The organism is Bradyrhizobium sp. 4 (assembly GCF_023100905.1).
In the GTDB taxonomy this organism is placed as follows: domain Bacteria; phylum Pseudomonadota; class Alphaproteobacteria; order Rhizobiales; family Xanthobacteraceae; genus Bradyrhizobium.
This window is the reverse complement of record NZ_CP064686.1, coordinates 3081673-3107430: the sequence shown is the minus strand read 5'-3', so window position 1 is coordinate 3107430 and position 25758 is coordinate 3081673. Positions and strand designations below refer to the sequence as shown.

General features: G+C 56.5%; 21 protein-coding genes and 1 pseudogene. 3 read left to right on the top strand and 19 right to left on the bottom strand.

What is annotated here, in order from left to right:
- Positions 1-81: 81 nt before the first annotated feature.
- From IVB45_RS14125 to IVB45_RS14105, 5 genes are all read right to left on the bottom strand, one after another.
- Positions 82-807, bottom strand: a complete 726-nt coding sequence (locus tag IVB45_RS14125; protein ID WP_247282854.1) for a polysaccharide deacetylase family protein — start codon at positions 805-807, stop codon at positions 82-84.
- Entirely contained in the window at positions 804-1967 is a 1164-nt protein-coding gene (locus IVB45_RS14120) for a glycosyltransferase family 4 protein (RefSeq protein ID WP_247282853.1), read from the bottom strand. Before IVB45_RS14120 ends, IVB45_RS14125 begins: the two co-directional genes overlap by 4 nt.
- A gap of 410 nt (positions 1968-2377) precedes the next feature.
- Positions 2378-3220, bottom strand: a complete 843-nt coding sequence (locus IVB45_RS14115; protein WP_247363332.1) for a glycosyltransferase — start codon at positions 3218-3220, stop codon at positions 2378-2380.
- Positions 3221-3303: 83 nt separating this feature from the next.
- Positions 3304-4785 (bottom strand): O-antigen ligase family protein, encoded by a 1482-nt coding sequence (locus IVB45_RS14110; protein ID WP_247501286.1) that lies wholly within the window; start codon positions 4783-4785, stop codon positions 3304-3306.
- Positions 4786-4813: 28 nt separating this feature from the next.
- Positions 4814-5821 (bottom strand): glycosyltransferase family A protein, encoded by a 1008-nt coding sequence (locus IVB45_RS14105; RefSeq protein ID WP_247363334.1) that lies wholly within the window; start codon positions 5819-5821, stop codon positions 4814-4816.
- A gap of 602 nt (positions 5822-6423) precedes the next feature.
- Between IVB45_RS14105 and IVB45_RS14100 the strand changes: the two genes are divergently transcribed.
- The 3 genes and pseudogenes from IVB45_RS14100 (at position 6424) to IVB45_RS14090 (ending at position 9369) form a co-directional block, all read left to right on the top strand.
- Positions 6424-7176: a class I SAM-dependent methyltransferase gene (locus IVB45_RS14100; protein ID WP_247363335.1), complete on the top strand. Its 753-nt coding sequence runs from the start codon at positions 6424-6426 to the stop codon at positions 7174-7176.
- Positions 7177-7273: 97 nt separating this feature from the next.
- Positions 7274-8233 carry a class I SAM-dependent methyltransferase gene (locus tag IVB45_RS14095; RefSeq protein WP_247282848.1) on the top strand — a complete coding sequence of 320 codons (960 nt, stop codon included), beginning with the start codon at positions 7274-7276 and terminating at the stop codon, positions 8231-8233.
- A 221-nt stretch (positions 8234-8454) separates the two neighbouring features.
- Positions 8455-9369 (top strand): annotated as a pseudogene (locus IVB45_RS14090) (transposase).
- Positions 9370-9491: 122 nt separating this feature from the next.
- Here IVB45_RS14090 and IVB45_RS14085 read toward each other — a convergent pair.
- From IVB45_RS14085 to IVB45_RS14020, 14 genes are all read right to left on the bottom strand, one after another.
- Positions 9492-10535, bottom strand: coding sequence for a glycosyltransferase family 8 protein (locus IVB45_RS14085; RefSeq protein WP_247363336.1), 1044 nt, complete (start codon positions 10533-10535; stop codon positions 9492-9494).
- The gene (locus IVB45_RS14080; protein WP_247363337.1) at positions 10477-11457 is read right to left on the bottom strand and encodes a glycosyltransferase; all 981 of its coding nucleotides are present in this window, start codon (positions 11455-11457) and stop codon (positions 10477-10479) included. The genes IVB45_RS14085 and IVB45_RS14080 overlap by 59 nt, the downstream gene beginning before the upstream one ends.
- Before the next feature lie 14 nt (positions 11458-11471).
- Positions 11472-12617, bottom strand: a complete 1146-nt coding sequence (locus IVB45_RS14075) for a DegT/DnrJ/EryC1/StrS family aminotransferase (RefSeq protein ID WP_247363338.1) — start codon at positions 12615-12617, stop codon at positions 11472-11474.
- Between the two features lie 438 nt (positions 12618-13055).
- A complete protein-coding gene (locus tag IVB45_RS14070; RefSeq protein ID WP_247363339.1) occupies positions 13056-13571 on the bottom strand; it encodes a UDP-N-acetylglucosamine--LPS N-acetylglucosamine transferase in 516 nt (171 codons plus the stop codon).
- Positions 13572-13757: 186 nt separating this feature from the next.
- Positions 13758-14615: a glycosyltransferase gene (locus IVB45_RS14065; protein WP_247282844.1), complete on the bottom strand. Its 858-nt coding sequence runs from the start codon at positions 14613-14615 to the stop codon at positions 13758-13760.
- Between the two features lie 155 nt (positions 14616-14770).
- On the bottom strand, positions 14771-15796 hold the full coding sequence (locus tag IVB45_RS14060; protein WP_247363341.1) for an NAD-dependent epimerase/dehydratase family protein: 1026 nt from the start codon (positions 15794-15796) through the stop codon (positions 14771-14773).
- The gene (locus tag IVB45_RS14055; protein WP_247363342.1) at positions 15769-16947 is read right to left on the bottom strand and encodes a DegT/DnrJ/EryC1/StrS family aminotransferase; all 1179 of its coding nucleotides are present in this window, start codon (positions 16945-16947) and stop codon (positions 15769-15771) included. Before IVB45_RS14055 ends, IVB45_RS14060 begins: the two co-directional genes overlap by 28 nt.
- A 98-nt stretch (positions 16948-17045) precedes the next feature.
- On the bottom strand, positions 17046-17543 hold the full coding sequence (locus tag IVB45_RS14050; RefSeq protein WP_247363343.1) for an acyltransferase: 498 nt from the start codon (positions 17541-17543) through the stop codon (positions 17046-17048).
- Positions 17544-17568: 25 nt separating this feature from the next.
- On the bottom strand, positions 17569-19071 hold the full coding sequence (locus IVB45_RS14045) for an oligosaccharide flippase family protein (RefSeq protein WP_247363344.1): 1503 nt from the start codon (positions 19069-19071) through the stop codon (positions 17569-17571).
- 22 nt (positions 19072-19093) lie between these two features.
- Positions 19094-20158 carry a Gfo/Idh/MocA family oxidoreductase gene (locus tag IVB45_RS14040; RefSeq protein WP_247363345.1) on the bottom strand — a complete coding sequence of 355 codons (1065 nt, stop codon included), beginning with the start codon at positions 20156-20158 and terminating at the stop codon, positions 19094-19096.
- A gap of 290 nt (positions 20159-20448) precedes the next feature.
- On the bottom strand, positions 20449-20961 hold the full coding sequence (locus IVB45_RS14035) for a glycosyltransferase (protein ID WP_247282838.1): 513 nt from the start codon (positions 20959-20961) through the stop codon (positions 20449-20451).
- Positions 20962-21815: 854 nt separating this feature from the next.
- Positions 21816-23132, bottom strand: a complete 1317-nt coding sequence (locus tag IVB45_RS14030) for an HlyD family type I secretion periplasmic adaptor subunit (protein ID WP_247282837.1) — start codon at positions 23130-23132, stop codon at positions 21816-21818.
- Between the two features lie 107 nt (positions 23133-23239).
- On the bottom strand, positions 23240-25381 hold the full coding sequence (locus IVB45_RS14025; RefSeq protein ID WP_247363346.1) for a peptidase domain-containing ABC transporter: 2142 nt from the start codon (positions 25379-25381) through the stop codon (positions 23240-23242).
- 49 nt (positions 25382-25430) lie between these two features.
- Entirely contained in the window at positions 25431-25754 is a 324-nt protein-coding gene (locus IVB45_RS14020) for a hypothetical protein (RefSeq protein ID WP_247282835.1), read from the bottom strand.
- Between the last annotated feature and the right edge of the window lie 4 nt (positions 25755-25758).

The window sequence follows — 25758 nt, the reverse complement described above, 5'->3', positions numbered from 1 at the left end:
CGACGATGAAGAGCGACCATCGCCGAGGTAAACGCTTGCGCAGCTTCGAATGCGACTTCGGACAGACCCGACCCGGAGAAGTTATCGATATCGCCAGCGCATCAGGAGACGATAGAGCCCAAGCTTCGTACTGAACCGCCAGCCAAACCCGCGCATCGCATCCGGATCAAGCAAGTGGTGGCGCATGTACTCCGCATCCATGTTGTTCGTCAGACAAAGGCGGGAATAGAGAAAAGATTCGAATCCGCGATGATACCCAAGCTGGATTGTAAAGAGGTGCGTATAGCCAGCTCTCAGCGCCGCCTCCCAGACTCGTCGGGAAAACCGCCCGTATGGGAAAGCGAAAAGGGTTACTGGTCGTCCGAGGCGATCCTCGAGTATCGACCTAGACAGTCTAAGCTCGCGCTCGAGTTTTACGTCCGAGACAGTCGTCAAATCGACGTGGGCCATGCCATGTGAACCGATCGCAACGCCGGCCCTGCCAAGCTCCTCAATCATCTCCCAGCTCATACGTCCCGGCGAGCCTACAAAGTCGACCGGGATAAAGGACATGAAACCTGGAATACGACCGGTCGTCATGTAACGGGCATATATATGCGTGTAGTCCGAGAGAAATCCATCGTCGAAGGTTAATAGGACCGCACCGGTACGGCTGGGTTTCGGATCGGAGCAATGCTTCAGAAAACTCTGAGGCGAGACCAGCCCTTCCTCGCAAAGCGCAAGATGCGCTTCGAATATTTCATGCGTCAGGCACCACGCATTCGAAGGCGAGGCTTCCACCAGCTCATGATAATTCAGGACAATCATAGAGTTTGAATCAGATCTGAGACGCGGCGGGCCCAAGCCTGCCAGTTCAATCGAGCCTCGAAGGCGTCCCGGCTCGATTGTCTCAGGCGTGCCAGTCGGTCCTTGTTAGCAAAGGTCTGGGAGATCACCGTCGCATAGTCCGCCTTCGTCGCATTGGGCGGTAACAAGATTCCCGTCTCCTCGTCGCGGATAGCGCCGGAGACGCCACCAGTGGCCGGCGCAATGCTCGGTACGCCATGGGCGGCCGCTTCGCAAAACACGATGCCGTAACAATCTGCCCGGGTCGGCAACAGAAAGAAATCCGCATCGCGATAGAGTTGATCCAGGCGGTTGCGCTGTTTACGATCATTCTTGTCCAGGTACGGGATGATCGTCAGGCCATCCCGCGTAACTGGCTTGGGCGGAGTGCATCCGCAGATCACGAGCTCCGCCTCTACGCCCATGTCCTTTAGTTCAGCGAGAGTCCCGACTGCGATGTCCGCGCCCTTCTCCTCCCAGTTGGCACCGATGAACAGGAGCCGGCACGGACCTGGCTTGCGGCACCCAAGCACAGAGTCACGATTGGGTGTTTCTTCGAGGTTCGCACCCCAGGGAATGACATGCACCCGCCCACGATCGGCACCGTAATCTCTAACGGCAGATTCCGCGGCCCATTCCGACGGGTAGAGGACAAGATTGGCGCGTGCGATGGTGTTGCGTTCCAGGCGTTCAGCAATCTCCCGAGCATTGCGTGACAAGTTCCGATAGTTGGGATGGTAATTGTTGACAAGCCGAAAGGTCGCATCGGACGCATAGACGAGGGGAACGCCCGCAGGCACTGCCCAGGCGAAGTTGGAGCCGGCGGGCGCGAAGACGATGTCGGGTGAGACCGCGCAGATTTTGCGTGCTGCGTCCGCTGCATACTGTGCAACGACAGGCCCCGCATGAAATGGGGAGAGGCCCTGCCTGCGAAAGGCACGGCAAAGTCTGGAATACACCTTGTAAAGAGGTAAGATCGGTGCGCTCAGGGGACCGATATGGACCACCTCATGACCTTCGTTTGCGAGCGATTTCGCCATGTGAAATGGCGTGCCTGACCAGAACCTGACCTCGCTTGCGTCGCCGATCGTGGCGAAAACAATCCGCCGCGCTGCTTGGCCGTCGGAGAGGCGCTGATTCATTTCATTTTATTCCCTCGGACGGCGCAACCGGGTCGCAAAAACCTACGATAAGATCAGCCACCTCGCCAACGTGACCGCTCTGCCCTGCTCCGACAAACACAGCCGGCTCCTCCGAATTCAACATCGTATCGCAGCCCCCGCCATAGCGCTGGGCCTCCATATATTAATTAGCAGATCTTGTAATTATTATCCAATTCATTTAATTTAACTATGGCTGCGGTCGGCACGACGATCCGCTACGTAAGGCATCGTCGTAAGATCGTGATTTGGGCGTTTCGCGCGCGCAGACATGCCGTGCTGTCGCGGGTGCAAGGCTTGCACTCATTGACCCAATGAACTTTCATCCAGCAGCTGTTAGGGCCTAGGGTTTGAGCCCCCAGGGCTCAGTGGAGCAACGGGCGGGTCAAGCACTACGCCGGGGGCTTTAAACGAAACTGTCGATAGACATTGCGCACCTGAGAATAGATATGATGCGCGGGAATGGAAAGCCATCCATCCATCGAGACTATGGGGTCTGATAGTAACCCGTAATGCTTACCGAAAAGACTAGAGGCGTCGCTGCATATGTTGTATTGCAATGATAGCTCCGTCTCGTTTGCGACCATGCGGTAACTGTTACTACTCATCAGCGGCTCGATGGCCAGCATATACGCTATGGGGCCCGTTGTTCTCCAGACGCCCTTGTTTCCGACGCCATGTACCCACGATCGGTAATTTTGGATGTTTGTCAAAACCCGCTCGATCACTGCCTTTAGAAACGGATGACCGGGAGCGGCTATGATATGCCACTGTTGAAATTCGCGCTTCCGGTCCGCCCCAAACTCTTTGTGCACCCCCCAGCCCGCGTGCGGCTCGCCAGGGCTATTCCGCCAACGTGACAGAATAAACCTGTCATCTGGTCGAATGGCTCCGTCGAGAGGCTCGACCGTTGTGCTTTTGATATCAAGATAGACCCCACCGCGCTTGTACATGAGGAGATAGCGGAAGAGATCAGCTCGAGCCGCTCCGTACTGCGGATTGATCTTATGGAACAGGTTGGCAATTTCTGGGCCGTAATGCTCGACGATGAAGGTAGCAATCGCTCGATCGTCGTATAGTCTGTGTTCCCAGCCGGGATTCATTGTTTTGATGGCTTGTATATTCCTTGCCAAGACGATCGGTAACAGATTTCTCGAGAAGTATATTTGATGAATAACGCGGGGAATCTGAGGCCCCAGATCAAACATCGGAACTTGAATATTTTGGATGGTCATGATCGACATCCGAGGTTCAAACTGACGCAGCGCGAGATATCCAGACCATCGCCATGGTTGCCAGCGCCTAGATCCCAGAGCGATCACCCGAGAACATGGGATCTCCTCTGCGTGGCATGCGCGTCACCGCCCTGCAGTAAAACGCCTCCGGTAATCGAATCATGTCCAGTTTCCGCCACTCGTGCGGCTCTATCGCGCAGCACCGCCGTTTCCGCGAGGTTCGCTCGCATTCCGGCAAAGACAGCGATAAGGATGAAACAGATGCCCCAAAAGTGTACCATGAACCCCAGAAAAACGATGGCTACTATCACAATTCCGAGCGCCACTGACAACCGTCCTTCCTCGGGAGTAAGGTGAGGCGATCTATCGATCGAACCAAGCCCGCATGCGCCCACAATTGTCAAAAGGATTAATGCGCTCCCAGGAATTCCGTAATTCATTGCGACGGCGAGCCAAAACGCATCCACACTCCCGCTCACGAGCGCGCCGTGAGACTGCCAATTCCAGTCGCCGTTCAAACCAATTCCGAAGATCGGCGAACCGAGTACTACAGGCCCCCCGGTCTCCCAGATCGCTTGACGGTACCAGGCCGCCTCCGGACTTACGCCGCCAAGGCGTACAAGCGTTACGACCGGATTGCCAGAGAAAGTGAAAACAGTAACGAGCACACAAGTCACAGCCACTCCGACCAACTTCCATCTGGTTCTAAAGCGAGGGGTTGCAGCATAAAAAATCGCCAGAGCAAATCCGATCACATAGGCAAGTAATGGACTCCGCGCCTGCGAAGCCAAGACACCTACCAGCGCGATCCCTGCAACACCCCAGCCGAACACCTGGGGCCTAAACGTAGTGAGCGCCAAGCTTCCGAACCAAACACAAACGGCACCGAATAATATCGAATGCTCCATTGGACCCATGGCACGAATGACCCCGTCCCTAAACAAGGTCTCGGACTTCAACGCGAATGCACCTTCATAACTGGGCTTCACATAGCCCGTAATTCCTTTGATGAAGTCATAGGTGAACAGTCTATCAGTCAGAGAGTCGAGAAGTGCGACACCGACAATCAGAATAATCAGCTTGGAAGAGAAGCGTGCGATTCGCACGGAACTATCGACCGGACCGAGAAGATACCGGAAGCTCAAATATGCGCCGGTGAATGAAATTGCCTCGATCCCCGCTCCCTTAAGACCAGTGGAACCATCCGTTACGGTGGCAGCCAACATCATCCAGACGCCCGCAACCGGCGCGAAAATATCCGATGGAACGCAGACTGAAGCTCGCGGGTTGCGCTGGGAGAGCCACGATATCGCTGCGATGGAGAAAACAAAAATCAGAACCCGAGCGACGGTGAGGCGAAAGTCACCGACGAAGAAAGATAGACCCTCGGGCAAAAAAATTGTGACTAATAAGAGTTTGAGATATAGTTCGGCACGTGAAGGCGAACCGCCTGCAGCACGCCAAACTGCACTCTGCTGGCGATCCTGCAGATAGGTACGTTGAAAATCCGAATCCAATTCGAAGCTTTTGCGGCTCAAAGCGAATACCTCGAATGCCGAAGACATTGCGCCAACAAGAAGCGGCGGAGGCGCTTCATTTCGTCGTCTCCAAAGGAATCCCCAAGAAGTCACGACGTAGGCGGCTCGTCACGCCGGGTGGAATCAGCGCATAAACAAGCGCCTTGTAATAGTGTGGATCCGCGGGATGCAAACAAGCACATTGCCAACCCGTCCTTAGCGCTGAGAAACGACGATTTGACCGACGTGAATCGAGCACGCTCTTGATGAAATGGGCGGCGATATTGTTATCCAGCAAGCTATTATGGGACCTGTGGCCTCCATCATCCCGTTCTGGCTCGAACCGTAAACCTCGTCGCTCGCACGCGCGCCTGAAGACCTCAGCCTCGAATCGCTTGCGCCACGCTGGCGCACGCCGGGTGAGCGAATTGGGAAGAATGCGGTACGCGTAAAGACACTCGCCCAATACAATCATCGGATGCTCTTCGCCAATTCTCAATATGTAATCGTAGGTCTCGGCGACCTGCAATGAAGGCTCGAACCGCATATGGCCGACCAATGACATTCGAAACACTCCTGTGGGATCAAGGGCAGGCATTCGAAAGGCTCTAATCTCAGACTGGCAGTCTTCCTCTCCTTTCGGTGCAAACACAGGGGCCATGAATCCCCCCCCAATGATCAGCTCGTTACCGCAGAATACGGCAGCCAAATGCGGCCTGGTGAGCAGCGCACGAACCTGTCTTTCAATTCTCGTTGGATAGCTGATGTCATCCGCGTCTTGAATTGCGTAGTACTCGCCGCGGATCTGATCGAGCGCTCGATTGATCGCCACAGGCTTGCCTGCGTTAGCTTGATGGATCACGCGAATACGCCCGTCTGCCAGCAAATCTTGAACCGAGTTGAAGCAACCGTCCGTGCTGCCGTCGTCGATAATGAGGATATCCAAATTTCTATACGTCTGATCAATTATGCTGAACAACGAAGGCCGCAAAAATTCCCCTGCGTTGTAGACGCACATCACGACCGTGACGAGGGGACCATCAGCCGCCCCTTCAGCATTGGGCCGATGTGCTTGGGACGTCATGAAAAACTCCTGGTCAGTCGAGGCCGGAGCCTTGGCTTCGACACGCAAGCATGTCTAGCGAGAGGTCCGGCTATTGACCGCGAGACAAATGATTGACATTGCAGCAGGCCACAAAGCAGGTTTGAAAGGCGGCGACCTCCCCTGCCTCAAGACAAATTGCGCGATCCCGACGGCGCGCGCGATTGGCCCTTGGCCTGATCGGGCGGCACCGAGCTCTAGTTCCAAGACTGATAACCTCGCATGCACGCCCCGACGATTATTTAAAACAACGGCAATATTCTGATTGACCGCAATTAAATCACATTACTTGACCAAAGAAAATAGGCTTAAGCCGCACGTTCTAATTAATCCCAGAGCGCGATTGCGTCGCATGGCGAGACGCCGACCCGATAACCTCGCCGCCCGCCCCTCCTCTCATCCGTGCCGTCACCTCCAAAACATTGGCCTGCTCGCGTTAAGTTCCGCTGAAATCTGCCGCCCGGTCGCCACAAAATGCGCCGCACCGAGCTTCGACAGGGGGTTAATATCCATATTAATTTGTGCTATATCTAGGTCACTGGAATAATAAGCTACCGCATGCGATTAAATATGGAGATGACGTGATGGCCACCGTTTCCCCACGAACTTTAGAGATCGCGCGCGATTGGAAGATCACAAATTATTACGATAAAGCGGAATCGGATGCCTGGACCGACCCGTTTTGGAAGCCGGGCACGCCATTCCGACGCTTGTTCGAGAGATTGGATACCACATCAACCGTTGAACTAGCGTGCGGGCACGGTCGGCATTCCGCTCGTTTGTTGAGCACGCAGCGAGACCAAACCACGCTTCGATCGCTAGTCCTGATGGATGTCGTTGAGGAGAATGTGCGACATTGCAAGGAAAGATTCTCGGATGTTCCTGAAGTAAGCGCGCACACCAATAGTGGCTACGATTTCTATCCCGTCGAGGATGGATCCGTCTCCGCAATATTCTGTTTTGATGCGATGGTGCATTTTGAATATGACGCGGTTTTTTCATACCTACAGGATGCTTGTCGTGTCCTGCGACCCGGCGGCCGCGCATTGTTCCATCATTCAAACTTAGACAAATACCCAGGCTCGGATTACAGAAACAATCCCCATTGGCGCAATTTTATGAGTAAAAATCTGTTTGCCCACGCTGCGAGTCGATCTGGTTTGCGTGTGCTCGAGCAAGTTACCATGGATTGGGACGAAGCCCGGAATTTGGACTGCCTGACCCTTGTCGAGAAGGCTTCAGATGGCTCGCCGGGCATGGAAAAACCGAAAGCGCGCAGCGAAAGCAGCCCGCTTACTCGCCTCGCGGACAGAGTCAAATTCATCTTCCTAAAATAGAAAGCGACTGGCGGGTTTTGTCGACGAACCCGGCGAACTCGTCAATTTCGTTGCGACTCTTATAGCGACAATCACAACACCCGTTCCGGCTTCACCGTTGCTGGCTAAGCCGGATACGATCCTCTGCTATGGCTGGGTACTTGAGATGATTTGTAAAGCTTGCTTGTCAGACGGCGAACATTCCCGTCACATCTTTGTTGAGATGATGTTTGGCACAAGAGAGCGGTTTGAATACCAGGAATGTATTGATTGTGGAACGATTCAGCGCCTGTCGGAAATTGCAGACGAGGGTCGTTTTTACCCCAGTGGCTATTATTCGTTCACCACGCCTCCGCGAAATTCGCGGCTTGCCGCAATCAGGGATGCGCATGCATTTGGCATGAAAAGCGTATTGGGAGCCGTGGCGTCCTTTGTGAGGTACGATCCCATCGTAGGGGTCATCGGAGATTTCGGAATTGATCCTGGCTCTCGGGTACTGGACGTTGGCTGCGGCTCTGCGAGGCTCCTTCACAGAATGTCTGCGGCAGGATTCAAGAATCTTACCGGAGTAGACCCTTATATTTCCAAACCAGCATCAGGCGCCGTGACCATTCACAAATCGGAACTTCAAGGCATGTCCGGCGAGTTTGATTTCATCATGTTCAATCACTCGTTAGAACATGTCCCTGATCCGGACCAAAGTCTTGGCAATGCAAGAAAGCTACTTGCGCCCGGGGGCCGCATCCTAGTTCGCATCCCAACGTCGTCCTCGCATGCATGGATGGAATACGGCCCGAATTGGGTCCAACTGGATGCACCGCGCCACATTGTAATCCCCTCTCGCAAGGGAATGAACGCATTAGCCAAGCGCTGCAGCCTGTCTGTTAAGCAATCGATTGACGATTCTACTGCGTTTCAGTTCTGGGGCAGCGAAATGTACAGAAAGTCCAAGCCGCTCACATCCGGTCCAGACGATTTATTTAGCCGGCACGAGTTGAGAAGGTTTGCCAAACGAGCGGAGAAGTTAAATCTCGAGCAACAGGGAGATCAGGTAGCTTTCCTCTTGACCGCTGCTTAGATGGCCCGAGTCGGGGGCCCCACACACGTTCGGGGCGAGCATCGACTTCGAAAAATCCAGCGAGTCGGTTCCGCCCGGAACGCGGTCCTCACCCAGAAGATTGCTTTTCAGTCACCCAACATTCACGATCGAATGGTTAAAGAGCACACCGTTCGATCAATTGAGCTACTCCGATTAATCTAGCAGTTTGCTGAAGAAGCCCTCGCCACGGAGGGGGCTTGATGATTCACTTTATCATCTCGAATCGACGGAGACGATCATGCGCGGGAGGTTTCCGGATCAGGGCGGCCTGTTTTACGTACATCGCGCCGGATAAGCGTGTGCCAGCGAACCATCCGCTGCGGAAGGTCCGGGACTTGTCCGTGATGTTTTGAGTGATTTGAACCGCAGCCTCGGGAAGCTCTACGCCTGCGAGGGACGTCCTTCGATCCCTCCGGAACAATTGCTGAGCGCCTTATTGCTTCAGGTGTCTTACGGCATCCGCTCGGAACGCCAGTTGATGGAGCAACTGAACTACAGTCTTTTGTATCGCTGGTTCGTGGGACTGGCGCCGGACGATCCAGTCTGGGACCCGACCACCTTCACCAAAAACCGGGAGCGGCTGCAGAACGTACCAGCGACCCGGACAGCAGGCTTTCTCGCGGGGCGGCCGGACGGGAGGCCAAGCTTTGCTACAAGGGCGCCACCATGGGGAACCGGCACGGGCTGGCGGTGGCCGGCAGGGTCACGCATGCCAATGGCACCGCCGAACGCCGGGCTTCGGAGACCATGCTGAAGGCGAGACGCAACGCCGCAGGCCGCCGCATCACGGCCGGTGAGGACAAGGCGTACGATACGGCCGATCATGTCGCCAATCTTCGCGCCATCGGCGTGACGCCGCATGTGACACAGACCCAAGCCGTCACCAAAACCGGCAAGAACCGCAACAACGCCATCGACGAACGAACCATGCGGCATCCGGGGTACGGCATGTCGCAATCGCGCCGGGCGATAATCGAGTGCATCTTCGGATGGGGCAAGCAGCACGGCACCATGCGCAAGACCAAATACGTGGCATCGCTCGCGTTGCCGCCGATTTCCTGCCCGATCTGATCGCCTATAACGTGATCCGCATTCCCAAACTGCTGGCCGCTTAGCCTCCGAACGTCAAGGCCCACCCAACACCAGGACAGAACACTACATCCAACCCCACCGCGCCGACCCAACATGACCGGCGAGAACACAAAAACTCTCTATCTCGACGTTTTTCAGCAGACTGCTAGGGATCGACCACCTCTTCCGAGCGAGTTGATTTGCCTCGTCTCCCGTCCTGGAAGCTCTTAATGCGGGACCAACCGATACGCAGGGTGCTTTCCATCTTGTCCATAGAGTTGCGTGCGAACCGCGTGTGGCTTCGAAACGAGTCGTACAATGCGGCATTCGCGTTCGGAACGCCGGGTCTCCAAGGTTTGTTCCAGGTTGTGAAATGAACTATGCTAGGCTTGTACTCCCCTGCAAATTCAGAGACATCGAGCTCTGCGTTGTAGGCTAGATAGTTCCATCGGGAAGGGAGGCTTTTCCAAACGCCATCGCACGCAACATTAAGCGCGTCTTGATCCGAATAAGGCGATCCCGGATAGCGTTTGAGATATTCCAAGGCGGTTTCGGAGATTTTCGCCTTTCGCCATTGGTGCAGGTCTATCAGAAGTACACCGGCGTTAAAGTAGTTTTGCACGCGAGGTACCGGTAGGCGAACGGTTTGATTTTTCAGCTGAGAGTCGAGTCCGTCCAAAACTGCGCCAAGAACATTTCCCTCGAGATCTGTTGTCCAGAGCGCCTGCAAATCATCAAGAACAAGGATATCGGAGTCTAGATACAATACTTTGGGGACAGTCTCTGGAAAAATACGCGGGATGAGGAACCGGGCGTAGGTGACTTTTGAAATGTACCCAATTGTCGAAAAGTCCCGGAACATTTCCAGATTCACTTCGATCCATCGGATCGACGCAGAACCATGCGGAAGGGAGTCGAGTATCCTCTTTCGAATACGCTCGGAAACACCGTCGACAAGCACATGAAACTCGAACGGATCGCCGCTCCTATCCGTCTCCACAATAGACCGTAGGGTCGTCGCAAGTGGCATCGCATAGCGCCTGTCACAAGCAAGGACGATTGGGCATCGCATCTGTTTTGATTCCATCTGATGACCCGCATGGTTCCTGGAAGCGAAATGATTGTTTTCCGCGAGTCCCGGAAGATGTTCATCACTCCAATAGCTTGCCCGGCGCTCCTCTGATGACGGACAACGCCCATCGACGGCCATCCTTGCCCGGAATCTTCAGCACTCGCCAAATTGGAGGAAAGTAACGCAACCGGCGATCTATGGTCATGGCTTCGCGGATGTGGCCAAGGCCGTCACCAACGCGGCCTCGTCGTAACAATCCGATCCCGCTGCGAAACACTTGGTCAGCCAATCTATGACGGGCCAGGGCACGTAAACTACGCGCATTTCGAACGCGATTCTCGCATTCATCAAAAAAGCTCTCGAACGCAAGCAAGCATTGCCGATAATCTAGCATTCTTTTGGCATAGTAGGCGTTGGACATTGCCATCGCATGCTTGCGATAGATCGCCTGCACCGCATTGATCTGGACAACCGTGCCATGCGCAGCGAAACGCAACCACATCTCCATGTCACCGGCGTGAGGAAGCGACGTGCGGTATCCGCCGATCGCCTTCTGTGTCCGTGTCCGCGCAATAGCGGTCGCTGAGGGAACGTCATTTCTGGCTGTGGTGCACATCTCCTTTATCAGATCTTGCCGTGTCCAAGAATGGTTCTCGCCCGCCGGTAACGTAGGAAACGGCAAATCGTCAAACCAGAGGATGCATTCTCCATATGTAAGAACAACGTCGGAGTTTGCGTCCATGATCTCCGTTGCCCGCTGGAGGGCTCCGGGAACCAGCAGATCATCAGCGGACAAGAGCAAGAAGTATTCGGATGATGCCCACGCGATTCCTTCGTTGAACGTATTGATGTGACCATGATTGCGCGAATGCGCTCTCACCGTCACCCTCGGGTCGCTTTGCTCCAATTTCCTTGCGACTGACACCGAATCGTCCGAGGAGCAGTCGTCGATGATAAGTACGCGCAAATCCGAAATGGATTGGCTGAGAATGCTCGACACGCAAGCCTCAAGGAAGCGCCCATAATTGTAACAGGGGACAACAATATCGACCTTCGCCATTCCCGTTATCCTGATTATGAAGCTATTCGGATATGCTGCAGCAGGGCACCGATGACTCGATTGATATCCTCCTGGCTCATTTGCGCGTAAATCGGCAGCAGTATCGATCGATCCTGAGCGAGTTCGGATTGACGGAGATCATGGCGCGGCTTCCCATTGACGTAAGCGGGTTCGCGGTGCGAGCACATGATCCCCCGTCGTGTCGCGATTCCCTTATCGAGCAGGCCTTGCATCACGGAGCGCTGGTCAAGGTGGTCAGGCAGACGCACGCAATAGCTTTGCCAATTGGACCTGGCCCACTCGGGCTCCTCCGGTACGCGCAGCCCCTCGAAATTCGACAGTAGCTCGGCGTACCTGGCAGCGATGGCACGGCGGCGCGCCACCAGTTGCGGAAGGCGTTCGAGCTGTTTGCGACCGATCGCCGCTTGTATGTCGGTCATGCGGTAATTGTACCCGACGACCAGATAATCCTCGAAGATTACTAGAGGCGAACCATGCCGCACCGTGTCAGGGACGCTCATGCCATGTTGGCGCAACAGTCTGAATTTGCCATCAAGCTCCGGATCGGCGGTGGTCAGCATTCCGCCTTCTCCGGTTGTGATCACTTTCCGAGGGTGAAAGGAAAAGCAGCCGATGCGGCCACGCGGTTTTCCAATCGACTCCCATTGCCCGTTCATGCGGATTTTACTGCCGGCAGCACACGCCGCATCCTCGATCAGGACAATGCCATGGCGGTCAGTTATCTCGGTAAGTGCTGCAAGATCGCAAGGCATGCCCATTTGGTGGACGGCGATGATCGCGCGCGTTCGCGGAGTTATCGCTTCCACCAGCCGGGTGGGATCGATGTTGTAGGTTAACGGATCGATGTCTACAAAAACGGGTGTTGCGCCTTGAAACCGGACCGAGTTGGCCGTTGCGATGAAAGAATGACTCGGTGTGATGACCTCGTCACCGGGGCCGATGTCCAGCGCCGCCAGCGCAAGCTGAAGGGCTGTGGTACAATTTGATACAGCGCATGCGAAGGGTGCGCCGACCAGGGTGGCGAATTCTTGCTCGAAGGCGGCGACTTGCGGACCTTGCGACACCCAGCCCGATAGGACGGCTGCGCGCGCCGCACCAGCTTCTTCGTCGGCGAGGAGCGGCATTGCGATCGGGATCACGATGCAACCGCCTCTCGCGAGCTAACCGCAGCGAGCTTGCGTTCCACCCGCCGCCACTTCACGAATTGCGGCGGGCCCTGCTCCAGAGCACTGCTGGCGGCCCGATTATTCGGCAGGTGCTCCGCCTCCATTACATGCGCGCCGGCGTGAGATTCTTTCATTTCCACTTCCTTTGACGAGGTCCGATGTCTAGAACTGCGTTGCACGCGCGTCGCCACGCTGCGGTTAAGCTTAGAATTTGAAGGCGCGTGCCTGGGATATCTGCGTCTCTGCTACTCCACATTGCTCATTTCCGCCCACAACAATAGCACTATCCGACAAACCAATGCGTGCGGTCGTGCGATGCTTGTGTGCCGAGTCGCTCAGCCCCATTGGCCCACTCATCAACCGTGTGGATGAAGTGCTCAAGATATCCAGGCGTTCCGCCCATCGCGAAGCTCACAGCACCGCGCCTGTGTAGTGGGGTCCATCGGGTCGCGCCAGATGGGGCCATTGCGTTAGCCAAAGGTCGGCGCAATGGCCAATTCGGTCTCCGGACATCGAAAGCTGCTCAACGTTGGCGATGCTGTCGAGCCAGATGGTGCGCGCACCCATCATTTGTCCGAACCGCAGCGCCAAATATCCCGGAGCAGCACCCGTCGAGACTACGATGTCCGGCTTTTCATTCCAGACGATCCAGGCGATTGTGCGCGCTGCTTTCAACAGTGCGATCTTGGTCCAGCGGTTAGCATCGTTGACGAGGTAGAACTTGTGGTCGGGCACCTGCGTGCGATAAGATTTATGGACGGTGACGAACGTAACATCGCAATGCTCGAAAGCGGGTTTGATCCGCAACAGCTGCACCCAATGGCCCCCACCCGAGGAGACTGCCAGCACTTTCGGCCGTACGTTGCGTGACCGCTCCGTATTGGGGTTCAGCACCGTGTTGTGGTGAAAGACCGGGCTCCGAAGCATTGGCTGGCCTCCCTAAGATGCTGCAAGATTCGCGAGCTCCCCCTGAACGAGCGGATCGAAGCCTCGAATTGCTTGCATTTATTATTAAATTACTATTTAAATTAACAGGCAGGTATTTAAAATCAAGCATTTTATATGGCGCAACCCGTTCGATTTTCCTATCACGCGCCCAACCGAACTGGCGCCTCACTTGATCGAATCCGGCAGCGCCACCCGCGAAGTCTCGTCTCGTTGCCAGAGATGATCTCCAGGTCGGCCGCCTGTGGTAGCGTTACATCGAGCAGCAATGTTGACCCAGCAATAGATCAACAAGCCGAGCCACAAGCGAGGTTCTTTGAACAGTGTGAGGAGTGTCCAGTTATTGGCCGCTCCCTTGTTTGCGCGCAGCTCGGGAAAGCGTCGGGCAAGCTCGAATGTTCCCCTATAGGCCCGTGTTCTGACGGTGACGAGCTGCAGCAGAGTGCGTGGGGCGAACACCGTGGACCTCACGCAGACCAGAGTCTCCCGCTCTTCCCGTCTGAACTGAAGTCTGACATAGGTGTCATCAGCAGTGATGTCTGGAAATTGGCCGAACCGCCTGCGTCCAGCCTCTGACAAGGCGTACACGCCTGAACCGCCGATTCCCTCGCGCGAGGACGGCAGCCGTGACCGAATTCCGAAGTATTTGCGAACCAGCCAGGAACAGCCTGCCAGATTGATCTCTGCCGTAGGCGCCACCGCCAAAACGTCACCTTCATTCAGGCGTCTTGCCAAAGCTAGAATGGCATCAACGGTAATAACAATATCGGCGTCAGCATAAATTCGCGGAAACATGTCCGCGATTTGATCACCAAGGTTCAGAGCGTGGGTCTTCCTTGCGGTGTCCGACTCTACAACCTTGACAGTCGGGCCGAAACGCCGGGCGACATTCGCAGTGTCGTCAGTACAGCCGTTACAAACGACGACAACGCGCAGCTCGTCCGAAGCTGGCTTGCCAACCCATTGGCTCAACGTCCGTGCAATCACGGAACTCTCGTTGTGAGCTGGGACGACGATCGAAATCATGGCGGGCCCGGTGGAATGAATCAGATTTCCGTACCTCTCTGAGGCGGCCGCAGGGTCCATCAGTCTCTGCGGCGCATCCCTTGCTAGAGCTGCTATCCGCGGCACCAACGAAATCTATTCAGATGGCACGGCCGCGCGTTCTGCCTCAGCCGCACTCACGATGCTGCTGCCTGTCGCTGACGGTCCGAAGCGAGATCGCGTTCGGATCGCCACCATTTTACGAGATCGGCGAGCCCCTGCTCAAGCGAGACCGTGGTGCGGAAACCAAGCAAACGCTCTGCCTTGCCCGTCGACGCCAGCCGTCGCGGCACCGGATTGACCGAGCGCTCGGGCGCGAATTCGGGTGTCAAGCCGCGGTGTCCCATCACGGACGCAAGCACAGTCGCCAGCTCGGTCAGACTGGTTTCAGTGCCGCTCCCGACGTTGAAAACCTCATCAGTAATCTTGGCCCTGGCCGCAAGGATATTGGCACGCGCGATGTCGCGGACATGGACGAAATCCATGGTCTGGCGGCCGTCACCAAAAATAATCGGAGGCAATCCGGCTTCCAGGCGCTCCATCCAACGGATCAAGACCTCGGTGTAACGTCCGTGGATATCCATTCGGCTGCCGTAGACGTTGAAATATCGGAATGCCACATAGTCGAGGCCGCTTACATCGTTGAAGGCCCGCAGGAGCCCTTCGTTAAACGCCTTGGCAGCCCCATAGAGAGTTCGGTTGTTGTACGGATTCTGCCGCTCGGTCGTCGGAAACTCCTCGGCCATGCCATATACGGACGCCGACGACGCTGCGATGATCTTCTCGATATCGTGCTTGATGCACAACTCCAACAGGTCATAGGTGGCATCCACCATGACCTCCTTGGCAAGGCGTGGTTCGGCCGCACAATGAGTGATGCGGAGTGCGGCCTGGTGGAAGACGATATCGGCAGCCTTGACCAACGCTTCCATCAGCTTGCGATCTCGGATGTCGCCGTGAACCAATCTCACCGGCCCACGCCCGAGCGCGCGCCGGAGATTTTCCGGACGGCCTCTTATCATGTTGTCGATGGCAACAATCTCGATGCAGCCCTCATCGCAGAGCAGATCAACGATGTGGGAACCAATGAAACCTGCGCCGCCGGTGACCAGAACGCGTTTTCCCTTGAGATCGATCAAGACGCCCTCCTGCTGTGGGACCATGTCATGACATGTTGTGGATGCTCCGCTCGATTGCTGACGGCTTCGCTGGGCTGCAGCGCCGCCGCGTTCCTCAATGTGGAGACAACTTCAACAGCCTGTTCCGGCAGCAACTCCGGATAAATGGGAAGAGAGAGGAAGTCGTTGGCCAGCATCTCAGTGACGGGGAGATCACCGGCACGATAACCGAGGTCCGCATAGGCCGTCTGCAGATGCACGGGAACTGGATAGTGGATCCCGGCGCCGATGCCGGCGTCACGCAACAGCGTCAGCCCCTCATCGCGGCACGGCAATCTGACCGCATAGACGTGGTACACGTGACGGGCGTGGTGGGGAGGCTGGGGACGCGCGAATGGCAGATCAGACAGCAGTGCATTGTATCGCTCGGCGAGCGACCGACGCGCTTCCGTCCAGCGCTCGATGTAGTCCAGCTTGACGTTCAGTATCGCGCTCTGAATTTCGTCCATGCGATAGTTGTATCCGGGAATGACGTGATTGTATTTCGTCTCCTGTCCCCAATCCCGCAGCAGTGACACGCGGCGAGCCAATTCAGGTCGATCGGTTACGACGGCCCCACCCTCGCCAAAAGCTCCAAGATTCTTGCCGGGGTAAAAGCTGAAGCATCCCAGATCGCCAATCGAGCCTGCGCGACGTCCGCGGTATTCCGCGCCATGCGCCTGCGCGGCGTCCTCGATGACGACCAGACCGTGACGACGCGCGATCTCCATGATGGGATCCATGTCGGCCATCAGCCCGTGGAGATGGACCGGCAGGATCGCTTTGGTTCGTGGTGTTATCGCAGCTTCGATCGAGCCGGGATGCATCGTCCATGTTACCGGGTCAACGTCGACAAACACGGGCCTGGCGCCGCTGTAGAGAATGGCTGCGGTTGTCGCAACGAACGTCATGGACACCGTGATGACTTCGTCGCCGGGTCCGATGCCAGCCGCCAACAAGGCAAGGTGAAGCGCCGAAGTCCCGCTGTTCACCGCGCGGCAATGGGCGGCCCGGCAATACTCCGCAAAGCGTTCCTCGAAGGCAGCCACCTCTGGGCCGAGCACAAAGTGACCGCTGCCCACGACTCTCGCGACCGCGGCGTCGATCTCCGGCTTGATCTGGCTATATTGGGCTTTCAGATCCAGGAAGGGTATCAAGATTCAACACCTTGGATTGGAGCAAAATTATATAAACAAATTAACTCGAATTATTACATTAACTCAAGCATTAAATTAGACACCATACACCTCTCGATTTAAACTGGTTTATCGCCCAGAACGGTGTTCTCAGCTCCGAACAGAAGCCGAGCGGGCACTCCGGCGACGATGGCGCCGGGCGGAATGTCCTTCGTCACCACCGCACCCGCGCCTACGGAGGCACCTGCACCGATTGTCACCCCGCACAGAATGGTCGCGTTCGATCCGATGGAAGCTCCCCTACCGACATGAGTGCGCTGCAGTGTCCAGTCCGACGCTTGCTGAGGACGACCATCCGCGGTCGTTGCCTTCGGGAATTTATCGTTCGTGAACATCACACCATGACCAACAAACACTTCATCCTCGATCGTGACGCCCTCGCAGATGAAGCTGTGCGACGATATCTTGCAACGCGCGCCTATCTTTGCCCCCTCCTGGACTTCGACGAAGGTTCCGATTTTGCTCTCGTCACCAACGGTGCAACCATACAGGTTGACTAGATCGGGATGAAAAATCCTGACGTCCCTACCGAGCTTTACGTCATTCGTAATGGGCATCTCCGCCTCCAAGAATCGCAAGGCCTCACAGGGCCGAACGCGATGGCCTCAGCTTCGGTGCAACACGGGCCAGACTAGCTGCAGCGAGATGGAGCTGATGCAGCAGCGGGTGGCCGGTCAGCAGCAGCCCTAGGCACCAGCAAAGCGCCGCAGCACACAATCCCGAGGCCAAACCGGCAAATGACGTCAGGATTCCCTGTTCCGTCAGCGCCGCGCAGCCGAATGTGCCCAATGCTGTTATCGCTGTGACGACCCCACTCTTCATCAGCGCGCGAGCAATGTCCGTTGGTTTAAGGCCTAGGTGCCGGCCGATAAAATAGATCGCAACTGCAGCTTGGAAGGGCAACGTCAAAACGGCGGAGGCGGCGACAGCCTGCACACCGAAGAAGGATGCGCAAAAAATTACAAGAAGCGACGGAGGTAGAGAGATGAAGGAGGAGATCAAAGCGTCCCGCACGCTTCCAACCGCTACAAGCATGGGATAACTCAAGCACGCTGCAAAAAGCGCCATGTTTGCGATGCAGAGCAGCCGCACGAGAGGCACGACCTCCAGCCACGTCTCGCCGAGCCAGATCTCGATGATCGGTCGCGCCATAATGGCCACGAATATCAGGAACGGCCAGTGCGCGGCGGAAAGCAGCTCGATCGCCTCGAGATAGATGGCCTTCAGGTCGTCCCCCGCTTCGCGCCTTGCGACAATCGCCGGCATGATCACAGGGTTCAATACTTGCGTAACGAGCTTGTCGAACGTTTGCGTTAGGTTAATCGCGCGGCTGTACAGACCGACGGACATAAAGTCCAGAGTTCTTGCAAGGAATAGCTGGGGCGCCAGATTGTAGAACACGTTGATGACGCTAACCCCGCTGGCATAAAGGCCAAAGCTGACGATCTCGCGGTATTTGAAGAGCGAGGGACGCAGTGCGTTTAAGTCCCGATGACTGGCGAGCAGCGCCAAGGTCAAAATCACGCTTCCCGTCAGGGCTCCCCAGACCGGCGCCATATAGCTGAATCCCGCCATCGCTAGCCCGATCGAGACCACAGCAACAGCCACACCCGCGACGAAGTTGCAAATGGCTAACGTGCCGAACTTCATGTCCCGGCGCAGCAAGGCCGAAATTGTCCCCGACACTGGTGCCAGGAAAAAATTCATCGCCGAGACCTCAATGCCCCTCTTGAGACCGTCCTGGGCGAAAAGATCTGAGAGCGCGCCTGCAAGAACAAACAGAAGAAGCGCTATGGCCACTGAGATCCCGAGCGAGATGGTGAAAGCTGAGCGAACATCGGCTGGAGATAGATCACGCTTCTGAATCAGATAGTTTCCGCCCCCGAACTCCTGAAAGGATGCACCAATTACCGCGGTGACGGCATTGACGACCGCGTACACTCCGAATTCCGCGGGCGATAGCAGACGAGAGAGAACCGCGGTAGCGACCAGGAACAGCAAAAGACTGCCATAGCGATCGACCGCCGAAAACAGGATGGAGCGTTGTACCGCACTAAACGCAAGACCGTCGCGCTGTTCGCGCATTTGAATATCGCCCGCCAATGATTCAGACCGTTGCCGTCGCACGTTCCGGGACCCTGCGCGGCTGGCGTTTCAGCAGGACCGGTTTGCCATGCTCGGCGATCGAGCGGGATGCAGCCTCCAGGACCTCGATCACCCGCAGTCCGGACATGCCACTTGAAATCGGTCGCGTCCCGCTGCGCACACAATCGATAAAGTGGTCGACCTCGACCTGCAGCGCTTCCTTCGGGGACACGTGGGGAGCCCACATATCGCCAGCCCGATAACCGATCCGGAATTGATGGGCTTTGTCGGAGGGGCCATCAACTGTGATGCCCTTGTCATATACCTTGATCTTTTCCGTCGGTTCAAGATCGTCGTAAACGATCATCTTCTTGCTGCCTCCGATGAACGTCTGGCGGACTTTGATTGGCGAGAGCCAGTTGACGCTAATGTGGGCTACACACGCGCTATCGAAGAACAACGTTATATGAGCCATGTTTTCCGGCGAGCCGACCACATGGCATGATCCTGTCGCCGAAACGGCAACGGGCTGCTCATCGAAGATATAGTGGATGATCGAAATATCGTGCACCGCCAAGTCCCAGATCACATTGACATCGCTCTGGAACAAGCCAAGGCTCGCGCGTGTGCTGTCGTAGTAGTAGACATTACCGAGCTCTTTCTTGACCAAGAGTTCGCGGATTTTCCGCACCGCGGGCGTGTAGATGAAAGTGTGGTCCACGCTCAATATCAGGCATCGCCGAGCCGCCTCATCGATCAGGCGTCGGGCCAGATCTGAACTTTGTGCAAGCGGCTTCTCCACCAGAACGTGCTTGCCCGCCTTCAGTGCGGATAGAGCCAGTTCATAGTGTGTATTAACCGGCGTAGCGATGGCCACGGCATCGACGGCAGGGTTCTTGAGCAGCTCGTCGCAGGAGGACGTCGTTATCACCCCCGGATAAAGCCGCTTGCTTGCCGCGAGCTTTTCCGAATCAAAGTCGCATACGCCGACTAGACGAACCGAGGGATGAGCAGCGAAATTGCGGACCAAGTTCGGTCCCCAATAGCCGTATCCGATAACTCCAATTCCTATTGTGTCGTTCGACATAACTGCACCAGTGGTTTGAAATCGGGTGAAATGTAGAATCTACTTGGCTATGGCTTTCGGTTCCTCTGGCGATATCCGAACTGCTGGCCAATACCCAGTCGAAAATGAACGCCGGCACACGCGCAGTGTATCTCGGACATTCCATCTCACGATCATGGAGGATACGTCGAGCATGGCTGCGCGTTCATTCGGCAGTCCTCGTTGTTGCTAAATGCACCCCTTCCATCATCGTTCCGGCGCGACCGGCGAGGAGAAGAGGCTCGACTGTCTTGTAGCTCCATATTGACCGCCTAAGCTGAAGCGCTGGTAGGCTGTGAACGGATATGTCCCGTTTCAATAAAAGTCCGAATTGTCAGGATCAGCTGTGGTGATGCTTCACCACCAAGGCGCTCGCATCGGTTGAGGACGTCCAATTGATCGAGTTTGTCGGATAATTCCCTTTCCTCGAAAGCGACCTCAATCCGGCCCTGTGCGGCGAACTGTTTTGCCGTTGCGACCTGATGATCGTTTCGGTGTTCGCCCAAGCTCGCACGACGCGGCATGACAATGATTCGCTTTCCAAGTTCGAGGGCGGTGATAATGGAGCCCATGCCTGCATGAGCGATCACGAGGCTTGCCGCCTCAACGCAATTCCTGAATCCACCGGGATCAACAAATCGTTCGGTGCGGATGTGCTTGCACTGATGCTTTGATGGCCCGATCTGAGCGAAAACATCGCTTCTCGCCCGTGCACCGGCCCAATCGTCGACCGTTTGGATCAGACGGTCAAACTGGACTTGCGTACCGACGGTTACGAAGATCATGACACGCTCCTTCATAGCTAAGCGCTCGGCAAGCAGTCTTGGTCCTGATGTATCGCCGCCACATGCGCTGCCGGCGGCGCATGGCCTCGCTCGCAAGAGCCACGGTCTCGGTGTCATGTTTCGAATATCGACGCTGCGCGCGCATCACGGCTCCTGCGAGGAAACACGACCATTCAAATTATTTAATTTTGGTATTTGATTTATAACTTCATAATACAGAGGCGACTTTTATTTTCAAGTGATTAAATTACTGGATTTTTAAAATACGTAATCGCCTGCAAACTCCGGGTATTTTTGAGTAATTTCGCGTAAGGCGGATTAATCGGGACCAGATAAGCCATGTTCTCGATTATTATTCTGCACCCCAGCCGCCGACGCGCTTTGCAGTCTCGATGCGCAGAACATTCCAGGCGATCGGTTCGCCGCAGCACGTGGCTCTGCCGGGTGTCAGTCCCTTCGCAACACCGGTGTGGCGCGGACCAGGCGACGTTCGTCTTCGTCGGCCCCTGGCTCGCGCCGTGAGCCCTGTGCAAAGTGAGACAGGCAGATCGCGCATTACCGGAATATGGCGGAAGGCCGCCCACCCCCGCAAATACCGCTGATAGCAGGCACCGCTCGTACTCGCATCGGCATTAGCTGGTATCTTCACGCCGCGAGCCAGCAGTCCCGTGCATTCCGTCGGCGCGCACTTAAGCCATTGCGGTCCTGTGTGCCATCCGATCCCATCGGATCACGTCGATGGTGCCTCTGCTGTGCGGCCGTCGGATGATGGCCTGCAATCGTCTGCAATTCATGCGAAGCGTGCTGCCATGCCGTTGGAATTGCTTTCATTGATCGCTGTTGGCGCTGAATGCCTAGTACTCCCGGATGCTTTCATCCAGACCGCGAAGCAAGGGGTACAGGAAATAAGAAATCACGGTGCGCTTGCCGACTTTCAGTTCGGCCGTCACCGCCATACCCGGAATCAGTTGAATGCGCTCAGCCGGCAGCCGAAGGTGCGTGTCGGACAAATCGACCAGTACGCGGTAATAGGGAGCTGGCGCGCGGCGCGCACCTTCGGCCTTCGGATCCGGCGAGAACGTGTCCTGGCTGATGACGCGGACCTCGCCCGTTGCCGTTCCATATTTCTGGAAAGGAAACGCTTCGAACTTGATCCGGACCGCTTGTCCAAGCGCCACCTGACCGATATCCCGACCCTCGACATTGACCTCCGCCTGGAGAGGCACATCACGAGGAACCAGGACAAACAGCGTTTCCGCTTCGCGAACCACCGAGCCGACTGTGCGGTTTGCGATGTCCAGCACCACGGCATCTGCCGGCGCCTGCAGGACGATCAGCTGCCGACGACGGTCGGCTTTCTTCAATTCCTCTGCTGCGCTGTTGCGCTTCGGCAGCGTCTCTGCCAGTTCCTGATAAGTGGTGCGACGAAACTCCTCGGTGAAGACCTTCTGGTCAGCGCGGGCCTTGTCCAGCCGATGGGTCGTATCGGCGATACTGCCACGAACGCGCGCCAGATTGCTCTCAACCTCGAGCCGTGCATCGCGAGACAGTAGAAAGTTCAGCCTCGAACCGACCTCTTTGTCCATCAGCGTGGTGCGCATGGCTTCAATTGAACGCATCGTATCGAGTCGCTGAAGGAGAACCGTCTCTTCGTCCTGCGCTGTCTTCAGATTGGCTCGAGCGGAAGCGATCTGTGCGTCATAGTTCTGGATCTGCGCCTCATAGGCGGCTCTCCTCTGCAAGAACAACTTGCCCTGCAGGATTTGGTCAGCATTTGTGAGCTCCTTGGCGGCATACTCCGTTCCATTCACTTCGGCGCCCAGGCGATCGATCGACGCATCGAAACCAGCCACCCTGCCGCGCAATTGATCGAAATCAGCCTGCGAGAAGGTCGGATCGAGCGTAGCCAGAACGTCGCCGCGGTTGACGCGATCACCGGCCTTGACGTGGATCTCGCGTATGACCGACGTTTCCAACGGCTGTACGACCAGGTTTGGACGTGTCGTGGTCAATTTCCCCTGCGCCGTGACGATCATCTCCACTTGCGAAACGGATGCCCAGGTGACCGCGAAGGCAATTAGCCCAAGCACGCTGTAGAGGGTAAGACGCGCGAGCCGCGGCGGCGCTTGCTGCTCGACTTCGGTTGCATCCGACTGGAATTCGGCGATCACAGGCGCTCGCCTCGGCACCGGCCTGAATAGCTTCCGCCGTCGCTCGACCGTTCTGGCCAGGACCAGACCGTTCGTGTTCGCGTCCGTCCGTGGTTGCCTTGGCTCCATCATGCAATCTGTTTCATCTGTTGGTTCCACAAATGCCTGTAGATGGTGCATTTCGACAGGAGGTGGTCGTGGCGATCCACGTCAACGATTCGGCCGCGGTCCATCACCAGGATCCGGCTTGCTTCAGTCAGCATTGACAGCCGATGCGAGACGATGATGACGGTGCGCCCTGCTGCCAAACGGCGGAGGTTGCGCTTGATGATCATTTCGCTTTCGGAATCGAGGGCACTCGTCGCCTCATCGAAAATCACGATCCGTGGATTGACGATCAGAGCCCTCGCAATCGCGAGCCGCTGCTTCTGCCCGCCGGACAGGTTCGAGGCATCTTCCTCGAGCATGGTGTCGAAGCCACGGGGCAACCGCTCGATGAACTCGTCGGCGCCTGCGAGCTGTGCAGCAGCGACGACTTCGGCGAATGTCGCGTCCCGTTTCACGCATGCGATATTGTCGCGGACCGTCCCTCGAAACAGGAAATTATCCTGCAAGACGATTCCGAGGTTTCGGCGCAGGTGTGCCAAGTCGAGTTCCCTCGAATCGTATCCGTCGACACGGAGCAGCCCCTGTTGCACCGGATACATGCCCGAAATCAGCCTTGTGAGCGTCGTCTTGCCGGAGCCGCTTCGGCCCACGATCCCGAAGATCGAACCTGGCTCGACGGTGAAGGAGACATCATCGAGCGCCGGCGCTCCCTCAGCTCCGTAACGAAAAGAAACACCTTCGAACTCGATTTTTCCGGCGAAGTCGGGCCGCAGCCCATCTTTCTTGCCATCTCGCTCAGGCTTCTGATTCATCACCTCGCCGAGCATTTTCACGGCAAGAGCAACTTCCTGGTATTCGTGCACCATGGTCACGAGTTGGACCAGTGGTCCGGAGACCCTGCCGGCCAACATGTTAAACGCGACCAGCGCGCCGATTGTCATTTCTCCAGCGAAGACATCGAGTGCTCCGACAGCGATGATCCCAAGTGTCATGATCTTCTCGAGAAATCCGGTGAGCGCCTGGGCACCGGCGGAAATCTTCTCGACACCGAATCGCATGGTAATCGACTGTGCACAGCGGCTATCCCAAACCCTGCCCTGCACGGGCTCCATCCCCAGCGACTTCACCGTGCGCATACCGTGAACTGTTTCGACGAGGAGAGCCTGCCGCGCACCTTCCGCCTGGTAAAGATCGTAAAGACGTCGCCGGAAAGGGCCCATGAGCAGGCCGACAACAGCACCGCTCGCGGCAGTGAAGGCCAAAACCATAAGCGTCAACTTGACGCTGTAGATCGCAAGTACCGGCAGGAAGACGAATAGCGAAAGCGCGTCGAGGGTGGTTAAGAATAGTCGGCCGGTCAGAAACTCACGGATCCGCGCCGCTTGCTGCATGTGCTTGACTAAGACCCCCGCTGCCATGTGCTCGAAGAAGGTGACCGGCAGCCCGAGGAGATGACCGAACGTCTTTGTAGCAACTCGAATGTCGACCTTATTGGTCGCATAAAGTAGCAGGTAGCGCCGCAGAAAGCCGAATATCGCGTCAAAGACGAGTGCTGCGGCCGCGCCTGCCGCGAGTACGTAGAGCGTGGTGTAGCTCTCGTGAACCAGAACTTTGTCGATGACGAGCTGGAAAAAGATCGGAACGACGAGGCCCAACGCATAGAGCATGATGGCGGCAATCGCGACGTCCCTGAACAGTCGCCATTGAAGAAGCAATTCCGGTACGAACCACCGGAGGCCGAAACTTCTGCGCCCATCCTGTGTCAACTGCTCGCGCTTGATCAGGATGGTGTCCCCGGCCCATTGGGCACAAAATCGGTCCCGGTCGACAACCAAGACCTCGTCCTTGCGGTCGGCGAGCGGGTCGAAGACGCTGACGACCTCAGTGCCCTCAGCTCCCAGTCCTGCACCAAGGACAACGATCCAGTTGCCATTGGTTAGCCGCGTCAGCGCCGGATAGGCTTCTCCGAGACGGATCAGCGCACCCCACTCGATTTTCGTGCTTCTCGCGCGCAGACCTGCATCCTTGGCCATGCGCAACAGAAGGTTCAACGAGAGCGGAGCGGCTACGGCATAGGCGTGCTTCAGACGCTCGACCGGCAGGTCGATCCCATGATGACCGGCAGTCTTGGACAGGCACTCCAATGCCGTCTGCGTCGCCAATCCAGACGGGTCCACAACCCGGCCTTTCGCGCCACCAGCGGCGTCGATTTCACCGGAAGTTCGAAGAGACATTATGAGACCGTGGCGTGCTGGGCGCGAGCGCATCGCGTACGACCGACGTACTGTTGTGCGACTCAGCTGGCTGATTTCGCCGGACTACGCCGGCGTCGACCAACCCCTGAAGCGCCTTCTGCATCACATCGACCGAATTAGCGAAGGATTCGACCGAAAAGATCAGCCGCTGAGAAAACACGCGTTTCGGGACATTGTTGGCGTCACGCTCCTTCGGTGAAAGACTGACCAGATCGACGCGGACGATGGTTCCGCTAACGGTAATTTCTTCGATTCCGTCGGTATAAAGTTCGGCGTGCATCTGG

Coding starts and splice junctions, on each gene's coding strand:
- IVB45_RS14125 (WP_247282854.1), bottom strand. CDS start 807: ATGATTGTCCTGAATTATCATGAGCTGGTGGAAGCCTCGCCTTCGAAT.
- IVB45_RS14120 (WP_247282853.1), bottom strand. CDS start 1,967: ATGAATCAGCGCCTCTCCGACGGCCAAGCAGCGCGGCGGATTGTTTTC.
- IVB45_RS14115 (WP_247363332.1), bottom strand. CDS start 3,220: ATGACCATCCAAAATATTCAAGTTCCGATGTTTGATCTGGGGCCTCAG.
- IVB45_RS14110 (WP_247501286.1), bottom strand. CDS start 4,785: ATGTCTTCGGCATTCGAGGTATTCGCTTTGAGCCGCAAAAGCTTCGAA.
- IVB45_RS14105 (WP_247363334.1), bottom strand. CDS start 5,821: ATGACGTCCCAAGCACATCGGCCCAATGCTGAAGGGGCGGCTGATGGT.
- IVB45_RS14100 (WP_247363335.1), top strand. CDS start 6,424: ATGGCCACCGTTTCCCCACGAACTTTAGAGATCGCGCGCGATTGGAAG.
- IVB45_RS14085 (WP_247363336.1), bottom strand. CDS start 10,535: ATGGCCGTCGATGGGCGTTGTCCGTCATCAGAGGAGCGCCGGGCAAGC.
- IVB45_RS14080 (WP_247363337.1), bottom strand. CDS start 11,457: ATGGCGAAGGTCGATATTGTTGTCCCCTGTTACAATTATGGGCGCTTC.
- IVB45_RS14070 (WP_247363339.1), bottom strand. CDS start 13,571: ATGCTTCGGAGCCCGGTCTTTCACCACAACACGGTGCTGAACCCCAAT.
- IVB45_RS14065 (WP_247282844.1), bottom strand. CDS start 14,615: ATGATTTCGATCGTCGTCCCAGCTCACAACGAGAGTTCCGTGATTGCA.
- IVB45_RS14060 (WP_247363341.1), bottom strand. CDS start 15,796: ATGGTCCCACAGCAGGAGGGCGTCTTGATCGATCTCAAGGGAAAACGC.
- IVB45_RS14050 (WP_247363343.1), bottom strand. CDS start 17,543: ATGCCCATTACGAATGACGTAAAGCTCGGTAGGGACGTCAGGATTTTT.
- IVB45_RS14045 (WP_247363344.1), bottom strand. CDS start 19,071: ATGCGCGAACAGCGCGACGGTCTTGCGTTTAGTGCGGTACAACGCTCC.
- IVB45_RS14040 (WP_247363345.1), bottom strand. CDS start 20,158: ATGTCGAACGACACAATAGGAATTGGAGTTATCGGATACGGCTATTGG.
- IVB45_RS14035 (WP_247282838.1), bottom strand. CDS start 20,961: ATGATCTTCGTAACCGTCGGTACGCAAGTCCAGTTTGACCGTCTGATC.
- IVB45_RS14020 (WP_247282835.1), bottom strand. CDS start 25,754: ATGCACGCCGAACTTTATACCGACGGAATCGAAGAAATTACCGTTAGC.